The sequence below is a fragment of the Ercella succinigenes genome (genome assembly GCF_900002895.1).
Window position 1 is genome coordinate 57,685 of sequence record NZ_CDHP01000001.1, and the last position, 15,710, is coordinate 73,394.

The 15,710-nt window shown below is 37.6% G+C and carries 12 protein-coding genes and 1 other annotated feature (1 of these 13 running past the window's edge); of the genes, 2 read left to right on the forward strand and 10 right to left on the reverse strand.

Annotated elements, in window-relative coordinates:
- Positions 1-145 (forward strand) — a binding site (T-box leader) (it extends 111 nt beyond the left edge of the window).
- 91 nt (positions 146-236) lie between these two features.
- Complete coding sequence (locus tag AC0KSB_RS00295; RefSeq protein ID WP_472305663.1) at positions 237-1,619, forward strand: TrpB-like pyridoxal phosphate-dependent enzyme; 1,383 nt, start codon at positions 237-239, stop codon at positions 1,617-1,619.
- Between the two features lie 140 nt (positions 1,620-1,759).
- Here the strand turns inward: AC0KSB_RS00295 and AC0KSB_RS00300 are convergent, their stop codons facing one another.
- The 5 genes from AC0KSB_RS00300 to AC0KSB_RS00320 form a co-directional block, all read right to left on the reverse strand.
- Positions 1,760-2,602, reverse strand: coding sequence for a carbohydrate ABC transporter permease (locus AC0KSB_RS00300; RefSeq protein WP_472305664.1), 843 nt, complete (start codon positions 2,600-2,602; stop codon positions 1,760-1,762).
- A gap of 3 nt (positions 2,603-2,605) precedes the next feature.
- Positions 2,606-3,520, reverse strand: coding sequence for a carbohydrate ABC transporter permease (locus AC0KSB_RS00305; RefSeq protein WP_472305665.1), 915 nt, complete (start codon positions 3,518-3,520; stop codon positions 2,606-2,608).
- Positions 3,521-3,607: 87 nt separating this feature from the next.
- A complete protein-coding gene (locus AC0KSB_RS00310; RefSeq protein ID WP_472305666.1) occupies positions 3,608-4,990 on the reverse strand; it encodes an ABC transporter substrate-binding protein in 1,383 nt (460 codons plus the stop codon).
- A 121-nt stretch (positions 4,991-5,111) separates the two neighbouring features.
- A complete protein-coding gene (gene arfA, locus AC0KSB_RS00315; RefSeq protein ID WP_472305667.1) occupies positions 5,112-6,626 on the reverse strand; it encodes an arabinosylfuranosidase ArfA in 1,515 nt (504 codons plus the stop codon).
- Positions 6,627-6,670: 44 nt separating this feature from the next.
- Positions 6,671-7,582 carry an ArsR/SmtB family transcription factor gene (locus AC0KSB_RS00320; RefSeq protein WP_472305668.1) on the reverse strand — a complete coding sequence of 304 codons (912 nt, stop codon included), beginning with the start codon at positions 7,580-7,582 and terminating at the stop codon, positions 6,671-6,673.
- Between the two features lie 486 nt (positions 7,583-8,068).
- Between AC0KSB_RS00320 and AC0KSB_RS00325 the strand changes: the two genes are divergently transcribed.
- Positions 8,069-9,694, forward strand: a complete 1,626-nt coding sequence (locus AC0KSB_RS00325; protein WP_472305669.1) for a peptide chain release factor 3 — start codon at positions 8,069-8,071, stop codon at positions 9,692-9,694.
- Positions 9,695-9,885: 191 nt separating this feature from the next.
- On the opposite strand, the gene tnpA is transcribed toward AC0KSB_RS00325, so the two are convergent.
- The 5 genes from tnpA to AC0KSB_RS00350 form a co-directional block, all read right to left on the reverse strand.
- Complete coding sequence (gene tnpA, locus AC0KSB_RS00330) at positions 9,886-10,359, reverse strand: IS200/IS605 family transposase (protein WP_472305670.1); 474 nt, start codon at positions 10,357-10,359, stop codon at positions 9,886-9,888.
- Between the two features lie 236 nt (positions 10,360-10,595).
- Entirely contained in the window at positions 10,596-12,107 is a 1,512-nt protein-coding gene (gene thrC / locus AC0KSB_RS00335) for a threonine synthase (RefSeq protein ID WP_472305671.1), read from the reverse strand.
- A gap of 19 nt (positions 12,108-12,126) precedes the next feature.
- The gene (locus tag AC0KSB_RS00340; RefSeq protein WP_472305672.1) at positions 12,127-13,668 is read right to left on the reverse strand and encodes a tetratricopeptide repeat protein; all 1,542 of its coding nucleotides are present in this window, start codon (positions 13,666-13,668) and stop codon (positions 12,127-12,129) included.
- A gap of 47 nt (positions 13,669-13,715) precedes the next feature.
- Positions 13,716-15,269, reverse strand: coding sequence for a bifunctional folylpolyglutamate synthase/dihydrofolate synthase (locus tag AC0KSB_RS00345; protein ID WP_472305673.1), 1,554 nt, complete (start codon positions 15,267-15,269; stop codon positions 13,716-13,718).
- Positions 15,238-15,708, reverse strand: coding sequence for a GtrA family protein (locus AC0KSB_RS00350; RefSeq protein WP_472305674.1), 471 nt, complete (start codon positions 15,706-15,708; stop codon positions 15,238-15,240). Before AC0KSB_RS00350 ends, AC0KSB_RS00345 begins: the two co-directional genes overlap by 32 nt.
- Positions 15,709-15,710 lie beyond the last annotated feature (2 nt).

The following is a 15,710-nucleotide window of genomic DNA, read 5'->3' on the forward strand; positions in this document are numbered from 1 at the left end:
ATAACCTGTTTTGTGGCAGGAGGTAGGCGTCAACGGGAGGTCAACCCGTTATCCAGTGACCAGGCATGGATGTGCTTGACAAAGTGGGCTTTTAAAAAAAGTCAAATTGGGTGGTACCGCAGGAGTATAAGCTTCTGTCCCTTTGTGGACAGGAGTTTTTTTGTTTGCAAAAACAAAGCCGACCAACAAATCAAGATATCAGCAACTGCATTATGCAGAATGAAAGGAGAAAAAAAATGAGCAAGATCCCTTATCGTATTTATCTAAGTGAAGATGAGATTCCACGTCAATGGTACAACGTTAGAGCAGACATGAAAGAGCAACATGATCCCTATATTCATCCTGGCAAAATGAAACCGGTTGAACTGGAGGATCTTTTACCTGTTTTTTGTGAAAAGTTGTGTTTGCAGGAAGTAAATTCTACTGACAGGTTTATTGATATACCGGAAGAGATTGTTGAATTTTATAAAGTTTTCCGTCCATCACCATTGTGCAGAGCTTATAACCTTGAAAAAGCACTTGGTACTCCAGCCAAGATATATTTCAAATTTGAAGGTAATAATACCTCCGGCAGTCACAAACTCAATTCAGCCGTTGCTCAGGTTTATTATGCAAAAGAACAAGGAATGACCAGCTTGACCACAGAAACAGGAGCTGGGCAATGGGGAACAGCTCTATCGATGGCATGTTCTTATTTTGGTTTAGACTTGACCGTTTTTATGGTCAAAGTATCATTTGATCAAAAGCCTTATCGAAAAGCAGTTATGCAGACATTTGGTGCCGATATTATAGCCAGCCCCAGTGACACAACCGATGTAGGAAAAATGATGCTGGAAGCAGATCCTGGATCCACTGGCAGTCTGGGAACGGCTATCTCTGAAGCGATCGAAAGATCTATGAAAACCCAAAACAGCCGTTATGTTTTAGGATCAGTATTAAATCAGGTACTTTTGCATCAATCTGTTATAGGTCTGGAGTCAAAAATTGCCATGGAAAAAATAGGTGAATATCCAGATATCGTTATAGGTTGCGCAGGCGGTGGCTCTAACATGGGAGGTTTAATGGCACCTTTCATGGGAGACAAATTGAACGGCAAAGCAAATCCGTATTTTATAGCAGTAGAACCAGCCTCCTGCCCGTCAATGACACGTGGCCGCTATGCTTATGATTTTTGCGACACAGGCAGAATAACCCCTCTGGCTCGCATGTATACATTAGGTTGTGATTTTAAGCCATCTGCAATACATGCCGGCGGATTGCGCTATCACGGCATGTCTCCTACTTTAAGCAAGCTTTACCATGATGGTTATCTTGATGAGGCAAGGTCAGCAGGACAAAAAAGTGTATTTGAAGCAGCAACGCTTTTTGCCAAACACGAAACAATACTTCCTGCACCAGAGTCAAGCCATGCTATCAAAGCAGCAATTGATGAAGCATTGAAGTGTAAAGAAACAGGCGAATCAAAAACAATCTTATTTGGACTATCAGGCACAGGTTATTTTGATATGACAGCTTACATGCAGTATCAAAACAATGAAATGGTTGATTATGTACCTACAGACGAAGAGCTGGAAGCAAGTTTTGCAACACTTCCCAAAATACCTGGAATACAGGAATAATTTTTCTAAGTAAAGTGCCATGCGTGGCACACCCCCAACAAATGCGTTGCCCGACAAAAACGTCAGGCAACGCATTTATATTTTACGATTATTCAAAAGTAATAAGAATGCTTTTGAGACAATAGAAAATTTGATTTAAACTAAGCCTTTACACTGCCGGCAGTCATACCACTTATAAAATATTTCTGGAAACAAAGGAAAAGAATAAGTATTGGTATAATTGACACTACTGCTCCTGCCACAAGAAGATCATATTTATTTCCGTAAGGCGTTAATAATGTTTTGAGACCTAGAGTAAGAATAAATTTATCGGTAGTATTATATACAAGCAGCGGCCAGAGAAAAGAATTCCAGCTGTTCATACCGGTAAGAATCGCCATTGAAGCTATTGCAGGCTTCATAACGGGCATTATAAGTTGAAAATAGATAGAAAACTCATTTGCTCCATCAACACGCCCGCTATCGATAATCGCTCTGGGAATCCCCGACGCATATTGCCTGAAAAAGAAAATCGCTGGTGCTCCAGCCATGAATGGCAAGACTACACCCCAAAGGTTATTTTGCAATCCTACAGATATTATCAGTCTATACATGGGCAACATTATTACTTCTAGTGGCACCATCAGGATTAAAAGCACACAAAAGAAAATCAGATTTTGCCCTTTAAATCGGTATACAGCAAGTCCATAACCAACCATAGAACTTATGAATAAAGTACATATTGTTTGAACACTTGTCAAAACAATACTATTATAGAACCATCTAATATATTGTCCATCTCTTATCAATTCAATATAGTTAGAAAAAGACATTATTTCCGGCTGAATTTTTAAATTGAGACCATAGCGAAACAATTCGCTTCCTGGTTTAAAGGAGGCTAAAATAATAGCAATAAGCGGTATTAAAACCAGTACACAAAGAACAATAAAAAACATATATAATAAGGGTTTTACCAATAAATTTTTTGATGTATTCGTTTTCACAGTTTATTGTTCTCCCCTCTTGAAAGTTCCAGTTGCAACAAGCTGAATAATGTTAATCAGCATTGTAATTGTCAACAATACTAGACCAATTGCAGCTGAGAATCCAACCTGCTGATTTTCAATACCCTGTTTATAAAGATACCCAACAATTGTTAATCCTATATTTTGAGGAGAAAGATTATCAGACCAATACATATAGCTTTCGGTAAACATTGACAAACCACCATAGATACTTATGGTAAGAACATATACAAGAGTCGGCTTTAATTGCGGAATAGTTATCTTAGTAAATTTCTTAAATGCACCTGCTCCGTCAATTTCTGCCGCCTCATATAATTCTTCGGGGATATTTTTTAAACCTGCCATAAAATAGAGTATATTGACACCAGTCCATCGCCAGCAAGCAAGCAGAACCAACGCAAACATAGCAGGAACCTGCAAACGCAGCCATCTTATTGGTTCGATACCAAATAATCCTATAAATTGATTCATAAGTGAACTGTCGCTCTCTGAAAAAATCAATCTGAAAATAATACCACCTACAACAGCAGATGTAAGTGCAGGTATAAATAGCACTGACTTGATTATTTCCTGACCTCTTTTCATACTCCTGCTACTCAAAAAAGATGCAAAAACCATAGGAAAAGGTATCAGTAGAATCAAAGTGAAAAGCAAATAAGTTATAGAGTTGCTAACAGCCTTCCAGAAAGAACGGTCTCCGAACAGACGACGATAATTACCAAAACTTGGAAATTCAGTAGTTGCAACGCCCTGTATAAATCGGTCTGCATGCAGACTGGAAAAAACAGTCTGTACTATAGGCACCAGATAGAATATCAAAAAAGATAATATAAAAGGCAGTACAAACAGATATGGATCTACTTTCTGTGAATATAGAATTTTTTTCATTTTTTGCATATTGATCGGATACCACCTGTTCTTTTTATAGAGCTTCCCGACAGATCGAAATCTGCCGGGAAAATCCAAGATTAATTAAATTTTGTATTAAGCACCCAGTTCTCTCATTATCTCTTCTTGAGCTTGATCAAGTACGGTCTGAGGATCTTCCATACTTTCATAAAGCTGTGATAAAGCAGTATTGGAAAAATAATTATTTATGGTTGGCCATGACCATGTTGTTCCTTTTATAACACCAACTTCGTCTGCTATTTCATTAAATACATCAACAGGCTTATTAACAAAGAAGGTATTAACCTGTAAAGTTTCGTCCTTGATAACCGAATCATCTGCCCATACTTTCATATTTACAGGATCCATGCCCATTTCCCAAATTTTTACTCCACCCTCATAAGAGAGTTTTGCAAAAGTTACAAATCTGCTTGCCAAATCAGAATTTTCACAGGCAGTAGTTACAACTGTACCTGTACCGCCACCACCAACTGATCGTGGTTGACCAACTTCAAATACAGGAGCCGGTGCCAGAGCGAAAACCCCTTCCATATCGGGCATATTAGCAAAGAATCTGTCCATATACCAGAAAGGCATTACAAAACTGGCAACATTACCGTCTGCAATATAGCCAAACGCTTCACCGTCATCAGGATATCCACCGGGAATCACTGTCATAACATTATCATTAATCATCTGTTGAACCATTGTTGCTGCTTTTAGCATAGCAGCATTATTAACATCCGGTGTACCATCGGCTAATGTGAAATCTGCACTTTGGCTGGACATAAGCTGATAATGAGCAAACAAACCTTTTACCTCAGCTACACCCATATATGCACCAGTCTCTTGATAAAGTTTTTTACCGGCTTCTGCGTAGTCATCCCATGTTGCTATCTCAGCATAATCTATACCTGCTGAAGCCAGCAAATCAGTATTATAAAATGCTACAGTTGCACCAACATGGGTAGGTATACCGTAGTAATTGCCATCTTTGCCATAGACTTCCAGACGTGAAAGAATAATATCACCAAGATAAGGTTCTACATAATCGTTCATAGGCACAAAATGTATATCATTCATAAACTGTGAATAACGACTGATTTCAACATCAACTATGTCGGGTATACCGCTTCCTGCCTGGATATTTGCATAAAGTTTATTATGCAGATCATCCCATGAAATCTGTTCTGGATTCAATGCAATCTGTTCATCAGGATTTTCCTGATTCCAAAGTTGAACCATTTCTTCAAAGAAGTTAAGATGTGAATCTACAAAACTCCAGATAGTAAATTCTGTTGTTTCCCCACTAGTTTCAGGTGGCTTTTCATCGCCTTCTGTTGTCCCTTCCGTGTCTTTCTGATCCTGTTTTGTTTCCGTTTGACCGGTTGTTTCTGTGTTTGATCCGCCACATGCCGCCAAAATTGATATCAACATCATCAAACTTAGCACAATCGACAAAATTCTCATTTTTTTCATACTGTACACTCCTTTTCTTTTGTGACTTTTCCTCTTTGTTATTCTTGTGGTTTTGTGGTTTTGTGTTCTTGTGGTTTTTCTCGTTTTTCGTTTTTTTCTGCTTTTCTTTATTGCAAAACTTCTACTTGGCTTCTAGTCTTATAACATTCCAGGAAGCCTTGGGAAGTCTTGTAATCAATTTCTCATTTTCTATGAAACTTTTATTACTAATGAATGGTTTTACATGTTCTTTTCGAGCACTATTAGTTATTTTTAAATCCTGGTGACTCAAAACAATATGTTCTATTAATTTGAGATTATTAAATCCTGACAGAACAGCTTCAAGATCTATATCATTTTCCAAGTCTCTGTTCAGTATAAAAATATTTAACTTGTCATATTCCTGATTGTAGACAATTGCAGATTCAATACAGGGGACATCTGTAAAACTTTTTGTGTCATATTTTTTACAAGCCACCGCGCTATGTAAAGCCTGTCCTCGACCATAACAACTTGCATGCAAAAAAGGATAATAAATAGTTTGTTTCCAGACATTGTTGTCATCGGTCATTATAGGTGCAATAGCATTAACAAGCTGGGCAATACAGGCAATACCGATTCTGTCAGCATGATTAATCAAAGTAATTAACATGCCCCCCACCATCAAAGCGTCTTCCATTGTATAAATATCTTCAAGCAAAGAGGGAGCAAATTGCCACGGTTCATGATCCACAATATGAAACTCTTCTTGCTTTGAATGAAACCACACATTCCATTCATCGAAGCTGAGCATCATAGTTTTATTTGATCTTTTTTTCGCTTTGATATAATCACAGGTTGCAATTACAGTCCTGATAAATCTTTTCATTTCCATAGTACTAGCAAGATAATCATCGGTATCATCAGACGGATTGCCATAGTACTGATGTAATGATAAATAATCTACCTCATCGTATGTATAATCAAGAACGGTATTTTCCCATTCCGGGAAAGTGGGCATAGTCGAATAACTGCTACCACAAGCTATAAGTTTTATTGTTTCATCTGTTCTTTTCATAGCACGGGCAGTCTGAAGAGCAAGCTTACCATAATCATGATCTGTCTTTTGCCCAATTTGCCATTGCCCGTCCATTTCATTACCAAGGCACCAGTATTTTATGTTATGCGGCTGCTCATAGCCATGCTTTTGGCGCAAATCACTATATTGTGTTCCGGCCTTATAATTACAATATTCCAACAAATTACAGGCATCCTGCATAGTGCCTGTACCAAGATTCACAGCCATCATGACTTCACTACCGGCCTGCTTAGCCCATGTACAGAAATCGTCAGTCCCCATCTGGTTGCTTTCAAGACTTCTCCAAGCCAGATCTTTTTTTACAGGACGCAAATTTTTAGGACCTATGCCATCTTCCCAAAAATATCCTGATACAAAATTACCTCCAGGATACCTTATAATAGGCACCTTTAATTCTTTTACCAAATTCAAAACGTCTTGACGAAACCCTAATTCATCAGCCTCTTTATGTCCAGGTTGATAAATACCACCATAAACAGCTCGTCCGACATGTTCAATGAACGAACCATACAAATTATCAGAAACTTCTCCGATTACAAATGTTTTTTGCGCGCTAAGAACGGCCTTGCTTACAGCCATAAAATAAATCTCCTCACCTTATATCTCTTATACCTTTTGAATTTTTATAATTTGTTACTCTTACTTTTACAAAAGACTTTTACCATTATGTCCTGATCATGATCACCGAATCCTTTGCCAAAAAGAGTTAAACCCCCAACGTTTCTGGCATTTTCTTTAACAGATAATTTCAATGAAATACTTCCGTCAAAGTCAATATCATTCAACGTTTTTTTCGAGCAAAGTACATTATCCAAATAAGTACCCTCATGATTTATACGAATAGTCTTAAGCAGTCCATATTGATTAGGCGTCCACCATGAAGGAGTAAGTAAACCTCTTCTTTCTCCATAATCACCTGGACTGGTCCAGTCAAAAAGAGGTACACCTGCAAGCTCAAAACTTATATCCGAAGGCCATACATCGCTATAGCCTGGAGCCTCGCTACTAATTTCGGCAGATATCTCAATTTCCTCAACAATCTGATCCTGAGAAGCATAATTAGGAAATTTGTACTCAACATAACCTGTGCTAAGCCAAAGCAAACAAGCAGAAGATCTTTGTGGATCATATGCAACTCTAGGATCATCAAGGGCACCTATGATTCCTGTTTTAGATGCCAGACCACATGTAGGTTTCATTTGTATATCTGTATACTGTCCTACAGGCATTTCTATTTCATAAACATCCATAGCTTCCTGTTGTTTCATTGGCAAAAGCAATCTGTATTCAACATCAAGTAATGAACAAAGTTTATGGCTGCTACCATTTCTGCTAATCTGACGACAAAGAATAATTCCTGCAGCTTCAAGCTTTTTAATATGCTTTGTCATTATCGGAGGACTTATACCTATAGTTTCTGCCAATTCTTTGATATTCATCTCACTTCCGGCAAGCAGTTCCATTATCTCCATACGAACATCACTTGCTAAAGCTTCGAAGAAAGCAAGATTTTCTTTTGAAACTTTCACCTGCATTAAAGGCACCTCGGTTGATCATTTTTGTTAATACTTTTTTTTTAGAACTGTGATTATCTCAACATTGAATTAACCTTTGTAAAAACCCAACTTAATTAACCGCGTGATTAATCACTTGTTATTTGTTTTTTTCATGCTCTAAGTATAGCTTTTGGCCATTTTTATGTCAATATGATACGAAAATATTATCTTTTTAACAATATAAAATGTATATTTTGTGCTTATACTACAACTCAAAAAGCATAAACCTTCACTGAACAAACTTATTAAAACCGATCAATTAACTTGTAGGTTAATTTATTAGCATTTTCGCCTTTTAATGTAGAATCTGTTTTAAAAAACTAAGCCAGATTGCTAACTATATTTAATCCTGATATACTGTTCAGGCGTTTTTATAATGGATAAGCAGATAAGCAAATTATATCTTTTGCTTGAAATCATCACTGCGCAACAATCTATTTAGCCAAAACCCGGGAGGTTTACTATATGACCAATAATTTAAATAGCGAGATTACAAGGCGTCGCACTTTTGCAATAATCTCACATCCTGATGCAGGAAAAACTACCATGACTGAAAAATTGCTCCTCTATGGAGGCGCTATTCATATGGCAGGTACTGTAAAGGGGCGCAAAGCAAGTAGACATGCGACTTCTGACTGGATGGAAATAGAAAAACAGCGTGGTATTTCTGTAACATCATCAGTAATGCAGTTTGATTATCATGGATTTTGTATAAATATACTGGATACACCAGGACATCAAGACTTTTCCGAAGATACCTACAGAACGCTTTGTGCAGCTGATGCTGCTGTTATGATGATTGATGGAGCAAAGGGTGTAGAAGCTCAGACAATCAAACTTTTCGAAGTTTGCCGTATGCGTGGAATACCTATATTTACTTTTGTAAATAAAATGGACAGAGCGGCCAGAGATCCTTTTGATCTGATGGATGAACTGGAAAAAGTTCTGGGAATTTTTTCCGTACCTGTAAATTGGCCAATCGGCACTGATGGCGATTTTAAGGGTGTTTACAATCGCAAATATAATAGAGTAGAAATTTTCGACAGTAGTCGCGGAGATCATGGTGCCAGTATGGTAAAAGTAAATCTTACAAGCCTTGAGGATCCTAAGCTATCTGAGGTTATAGGAAGCGATTATCACGAAAAACTCATGGGAGATATAGAGCTACTCGACATAGCCGGAGATGAGCTGGATTTAAAACGTGTTCAGTCTGGCGAATTAACACCTGTATTTTTTGGTAGTGCAATCACTAATTTTGGAGTTGAATCATTCTTAAACGAGTTTCTTGCTATGGCACCATCACCGATTGCTCGTCTTACAAATGAAGGTAGCTTAAAACCAGTCGAACCTTTTTTCAGTGGTTTTGTTTTTAAAATTCAAGCTAATATGAATCCCGATCATCGTGATAGAATGGCATTTATCCGTATTTGTTCAGGTCAGTATAAAAAAGGACTCGAGGTAAAACACATTCGCCAGAATAAGCATATCAGGCTTTCGCAGCCACAACAATTTATGGCACAGGACAGAAATATTGTTGAAGAAGCTTATGCAGGTGATATTATAGGAGTTTTTGATCCAGGATTATTTAAAATTGGTGATTCTCTTGTTCAGGGCAATAGAAACATACGCTTTGAGGGAATTCCTATTTTCCCAGCTGAACACTTTGCCAGAGTTTCTCCAAAAGATTCCATGAAAAGAAAACAGTTCTTGAAAGGAATAGAACAAATATCTGAAGAAGGAGCTATCCAGATTTACAAACAGCCTGACATTGGTACAGAAACCTATATAGTTGGTGTAGTAGGTGTTTTACAACTGGAAGTTCTTGAGTACAGATTGAAAAATGAATATGGTGTAGAAATAAGACAAAGCAATTTAAATTACAGATATGCTCGCTGGATAGCACCAGGAGAAAACGGCAAATTACCAGACCCCAAAAAGCTTTCTATTACCAGTACTACAATGATTGTTCTTGATGATAGCGAAATGCCGGTTTTATTATTTGAGTCTGACTGGGCTATTGATTGGGCGATTGACAGAAATCCTGGTCTTAAGCTGAATAATATCGGACATGCAGGAGGTTTTGAAGAATAGAACCTTCAAATTACAGTAAAATCTTAGCTTAAAATATGATAATCTAAATAAATTTGAAAAACCTTGAATCATAACTGCCGGCTCAGCCGGCAGTTTGTTCAGGCCCTATAAGGGCCCATTACCGGCCGGACATTCGTCCGTTTGAATTTGCTAACACGCGCACCCATTGTCACTGCTGCTGCTAAAGCAGCTTATTTCTTGCGTTCTGTTTCCCGATCACCCGTAAACGGATCTATGTATTCTTTCAAACTGATCTGATCTTGTAAATAATCTTCCTTTAGCTGTTCCGCTATGTACTTCCTTATTTTTTTCTCATTTTTTCCTACTGTACTAACAAAATAGCCTCTGCACCAAAAGTGTCTATTTCCATATTTGTATTTGAGATTGGCATGCCTATCAAAAATAATTAGGCTACTCTTACCTTTTATATACCCCATAATCTGCGATATACTGTATTTGGGTGGAACTGTTATTAGCATATGTATGTGATCCGCATATGCTTCCGCTTCTAGTATTTCCACTCCTTTGCGTCGGCATAGTTCTATTAGTATTTGGCTAATATCTCGTTTTAACTTGCCGTATATCACTTGTCGTCTGTATTTCGGTGCAAATACGACGTGATATTTACACTCCCATCTTGTATGTGCTAAGCTTTGTTCATCCATTTGGGTCAAAACCTCCCTTGCTTCTGAGTGTGCGTGGTAGCCACTCTATTCTAGCAAGGGGGTTTTGTTTCTTGAAGCTAAAGCTTATTGTCTTCCACCCGCATAGCGGGTGGTTTATTGTTTCGCGCTCGTTGGCGCTCAACTGGCTCAAGCCAACAACTAAGAACCCCTTTCGTTAGGTTAAAACTATCGAAAGGGGTTTTATTAATAAAAATATTTTTTGATGAATCAAGAATTTAAATATCTGAAAGCAACATATTTTCAACAGTCTCTTTCATTTCATCTTTTTCTATTTTTTTATCATGAAGCACTGGTTTTTTATCAAGATCCTTTATTGTCAGAGGGATTTCAAGACCACTTTCTTTTGATAACTCTTCAAGCATAACAGCCTCGCTGCGGCCTTTGCTATAACCTTGTCCATTAATAGCATCTCCAACAGAACCGGCAAATTTAAACGGGCTTGCAGTTGAAACAAACACAACCTTGCTATCATCTCCTGATCTGTTGATATACCTGCCATAAACATTGAATCCAACAGCTGTATGTGTATCAACCAAATGATCACAGCAGTCATAAACTTCTCTGATTGTTTTCATCGTACCAAAATCATCGGCAAAACCACCAACAAAAACTTCTTGCAGAGCCCTAAGAGCCTGTGAATCAATTTTATAAAAACCTTCATTTTGCAGATCGTTCATCCAATTATTCAACTTTGAGGAATTGCGTCCGCAAATTTCAAATAAAAGTCTTTCAAGGTTAGAGGATATCAAAATATCCATAGAGGGCGAATTTGTTTTGTAAAAGTCTCTTCTTCTATCATACAAACCATTTCTCATAAAATCAGAAAGAACTTTATTTTTGTTCGAGGCGCAAATTAATTTATGCACAGGCAAACCCATTTTACGAGCATACCATGCCGCTAGAATATTACCAAAATTACCGGTAGGCACAACTATATTAATTGATTCTCCAGCTTCAATTTTTTCAGTTTTTATCAGATCTGCATATGCAGAAAAATAATAAACTATCTGCGGCACAAGTCTGCCCCAGTTAATTGAATTTGCAGAAGATAAAAGATGTCCTTTTTGCCTTAATTTATCTGCCAGATCAAAATCACTGAATATCTGCTTTACTCCTGTCTGTGCGTCATCAAAGCAGCCTTCAACAGCTACAACATTACAATTGGTACCTTCCTGAGTTATCATTTGCAATCTTTGTGCAGGACTAACCCCCTGCGATGGATAAAAAACAATTACCGATGTTCCCTCCACATCTTTGAACCCTTCCAAAGCAGCTTTACCCGTATCACCAGATGTTGCTGTCAAGATACAAACTTTAGCCGTTTCTCCAGTTTTTCTGATCGCAGCAGTCATCAAATGCGGTAATAACTGCAATGCCATATCCTTGAAAGCAGCAGTCGGGCCATGCCATAGTTCCAGCATATAATCTTTATCATTATATTCATTAAGTTGAACAAGCGGGGCAGGATTTTCGCCAAATTTCTCTTCATCATATGCGGCATCTACTGCCAGCTTTATCTCTTCAGAAGTATAGTCGGTAAGGTATAAAGAAAGGATTTTAACTGCTCTTTCTTTATATGATTCCTGTGCCATCTGCTGAATCTCATCTATACTTACTTGAGGAATTTCCTCAGGCACAAATAAGCCTCCGTCAGGTGCTATTCCCTGCTTTATCGCCATAGCAGCTGAATATTTTGTCTGATCCCCTCTTGTACTTATATAATTCATTGGTTCCCTCCAAAAATAATTAATTGCCAAAGCCCATCATTACAAGCCTGTTCTGGGAATAACCTGCTAATTCACTACCTGGGAAATTAGCTACTACAAATTCATAGTATGGTTTGGCTTGCTCAAATTGATTCAGTTCCTGATGCGTTCTTCCACAGGAGTAAGCAATTCCGCCATTATAGTAAAAAGGTGAAATACTAAATGCTTTTTCATAATCCACTATAGCAAGTTCATAATTACCTTGATCAAAATAACTTCTCCCGGAAAGTCTAAGCTGCTCTGCTGCTGCATCAGCTATACTTTCAAGCAATGACTTTACATCAGCTTTTAATTGTTGAGCTGATATAGTAACTTTTTCTGTTTCATTAGTATTATCATCTGATACTGCAAAAGTTTCAATTAGTATATTATCTGGAATTTCCTCAAGTCGCTCCTGCATTTCCAGCAATAGTTCTGAAACAGCAACTTGATCTGAATTCTGATTCTCAAAAGCATATTCATATTCACTATATAAAGACAATAATGCTTCCTGTGCAAGTTTCTCTGCCGAATCTTCGGTTGTCTCTGTTGTAGGCATTTCTGTTGTAGTTGTAACAATCGTTGTTGTTTCTTTGATATCAGTTTCAGAAGTCTCAGAAATCGGATCTGCTTCTTGCACAGGGGCTTTGAATCTATCATATTCATCAAGCAAATCTGACACTAAAGAATTTTCACCAGCCAACTCATCTAACCGCTTTTCCAGCCACTGTAATCTTGCGCTTTCATCTGGAGTGTCCTCCCCTCGTCTATTAAGAAAATGAGATCCCAGAGATATACCTCCCCAGACAAGAAGCCCTGCCACTATAACAATAATTACAATCGGAACTATCACACGGATATATTCAATTGGTTCTTTTTTATATACTACATGCGTCTCCTCTTCTTCGGGAAACTCTGATTTACGAATTACCTCTTGGCGTTCCTTTTCGCTTGCCATGCGAACTCTATGTCTTTTGCCCGTAGGCTGCAAAATATTTGCACCAGTTTGCTTGATCCCTTGAATAACAGGTGTTTCCATACTTTTATCAGGAATAATTTCAGCCAGATCCTCGTTATTGCTTGTCTTTTTTGTTTTGTCTGCCTGTTTGCTTTTTCTATTATCTTTAGTTTTACTGTTTTTCCTTAAAGTCGACTTAGCTGTTATTCCTTGTTCCTGTAAACGAATCTGTGCTTGAGAATCTAAGGTTTTCTTTGCCACCTGCAGACAGTTTATTGCCCGTGCATGTTCTTCCTCCGGAAGATCCAGCAGACTCACATGCTCAAAATGCTCCAGGGCATCTGAAACCAGTCCTGCCTGCATCTGACAGCATCCCAGCAAAAAAGCTGCATGAGCAAACATAGGGTATGAAGCAGCTAATCTTTTTAAAGCAATTACTGCGATATCATCACTATTTAAGGCCAAAAGATCCACAGCTTTATTATATGTTGCAACAGCCTGCTCCATCTCTCTTGGCGGCGCAAACAATCCTATGTCTTCCGAATTTAGATGTTTAAACTTATGGATTTCACTTTGCCAGTCCACAAAAGCGCCTCCGGTAATTATTTATAATATGATTCCTGTACATTAGTCTACCTGATCAAAAATTCACGAATAGCTCCAGCCAGATACAAAGATCCAAAAACACAAAGTGGCTTTTGCCTGGCTGCAGACAACTCAACTGCAAATAAAGCAGCTCGTACAGGATCTTCTTCATAGTATACAAGATCTGCATTATTATAACCGTTGTTAGGGGAACTTGGCAATCTTAACACGGCTCGTCCTGACAATTCTGCTACATGTTTTGCTAGGTCATATGCCATCATAGCTCTATCACTAGCAGGTTTTGTACAAATAATAGTATCTGTTGCATATGAATCAGCCATAAAAACCGGTTCAAACATTTTTGCTTTATCTTTATCCGCAAGAACACCGGTCAAAAAAATTATTTCCTGCTTTGGTAAAAGTATCTTTAATGATTCAGCCAAAGCCTGGCAGCCTTGGGGATTATGGGCTCCGTCAAGCAAAATCGGTCGAACCAACTTTGAACTATAAATTTCTTTTTTATTGCAAAGTTCTAAACGAGCAGGCCAACAAGCAGTTGAAAGACCATATTTTATTGGTTCTTTATGGTGGTTATTGTTTTTGGCTAAACCATATTGCAATAATATTTTTTCACAAACCACCACAGACATCTTTGCTAACAGAGGCTGATAGGTTGCTATCTGAGATATTTTATATGTTTCTGAAATATTTACCAAATTAAAATCTCTGTTACAATCAACCTGGTTATGATCCGACTGAAGATCAGAATTAAAAGATTTCATAAATTTAAAAGATTGACCTGTAAGATTTCTTTGCAAAATTTCAATATCGTCATCTGTAATTATTTCCAAGGTTGCCTTATTCTGAATACAGGTATTTCTAAAAACCTTTTCAACTTCCAAGGCTTCTTTATGGTCATAAATTGCAGCTTGAGGTGAATACAAAAAAACATTTGATCCTTGCTTTATAATACCGGCTTTTTCTTTTGCAATATCAACATAATTATTTCCAAGCCAGGCAGAATGATCCATGCCTATAGCGGTTATCAAACATGCATAAGGATTCTCAATAACATTTGTTGCATCAAGCCTACCTCCCATGCCTGTTTCCCATATAACCCAATCACAGTTTTTTTTAGCAAAATAAATTAATGACAATGCCGTCATTAATTCAAACTCACTTGGAGTATCAAGACCTTCAAGACGCATTTGCTCACTATTCTGATTAAGGATCTGCGATATTTTCTGGTATTCTTTTTCGCTTATTTCACCAGATTTTTCATCAACTGATAATGAATCAAGGCCGTATAAACCATCAGTTATTCTTATTGATTCTGTTTTTCTTTGCAAATGCGGTGTAGAAAACCAACCAACCTTATAACCCGCAGAGGCAAGTATTGCATTGCAATAACTACCAAGAGAACCTTTACCATTGGTACCGGCTATGTGAATAAATTGCAGTTTTTTTTGCGGATTATCATTTAACTGCAGCAGATGGTTGATTCTTTCAAGTCCCGGCTTTATTACAGTTGAAGAATAATCTGCAGAGCCTGAATATCTATTACTTGATTCAGTCTGTTTTATACTCATTATTTTTACCATGTTTTTTTTCTTGTCTATTAAAAACAAATAATTTACTAAAAATATAGTTCCCTACCATAACCAGAATCTGAGTCAGCAGTTTACTGACCATCATTTCCCAGCCGGCAAAAGAAATCACAGCATCTATTCCCATCACATTTGTTAATAAAAACATTGCTCCGTATTCAAAAGCTAATGCAGTAAAAATTCTCGAAGCAAGGAACCGACTTAATTCCTGCCAAACAGAGCCATGCGACTTAAAAACAAAAACTCTATTTGCCCAGAAAGCAAAAAGGATAGCGGCTACAATGGCAGGGAAATTAGAAACCCACCATAATGATGTGCCAAGGAATCTGCTCAGAAAAGCAAATACCAAAAGATTTACAAGAGTTGTCAAAACTCCTGCTATCAAATATGTAATTAACTCTCTACTAAAGAGAAATTTCAAAAATTTATTCATAT

What these genes read in the sequence shown, in the direction of transcription:
- AC0KSB_RS00350 (WP_472305674.1), bottom strand. Translation starts at nt 15,708, where the DNA reads ATGAATAAATTTTTGAAATTTCTCTTTAGTAGAGAGTTAATTACATAT.
- AC0KSB_RS00320 (WP_472305668.1), bottom strand. Translation starts at nt 7,582, where the DNA reads ATGCAGGTGAAAGTTTCAAAAGAAAATCTTGCTTTCTTCGAAGCTTTA.
- AC0KSB_RS00345 (WP_472305673.1), bottom strand. Translation starts at nt 15,269, where the DNA reads ATGGTAAAAATAATGAGTATAAAACAGACTGAATCAAGTAATAGATAT.
- AC0KSB_RS00305 (WP_472305665.1), bottom strand. Translation starts at nt 3,520, where the DNA reads ATGCAAAAAATGAAAAAAATTCTATATTCACAGAAAGTAGATCCATAT.
- AC0KSB_RS00295 (WP_472305663.1), top strand. Translation starts at nt 237, where the DNA reads ATGAGCAAGATCCCTTATCGTATTTATCTAAGTGAAGATGAGATTCCA.
- arfA (WP_472305667.1), bottom strand. Translation starts at nt 6,626, where the DNA reads ATGGCTGTAAGCAAGGCCGTTCTTAGCGCGCAAAAAACATTTGTAATC.
- tnpA (WP_472305670.1), bottom strand. Translation starts at nt 10,359, where the DNA reads ATGGATGAACAAAGCTTAGCACATACAAGATGGGAGTGTAAATATCAC.
- AC0KSB_RS00325 (WP_472305669.1), top strand. Translation starts at nt 8,069, where the DNA reads ATGACCAATAATTTAAATAGCGAGATTACAAGGCGTCGCACTTTTGCA.
- AC0KSB_RS00310 (WP_472305666.1), bottom strand. Translation starts at nt 4,990, where the DNA reads ATGAAAAAAATGAGAATTTTGTCGATTGTGCTAAGTTTGATGATGTTG.
- thrC (WP_472305671.1), bottom strand. Translation starts at nt 12,107, where the DNA reads ATGAATTATATAAGTACAAGAGGGGATCAGACAAAATATTCAGCTGCT.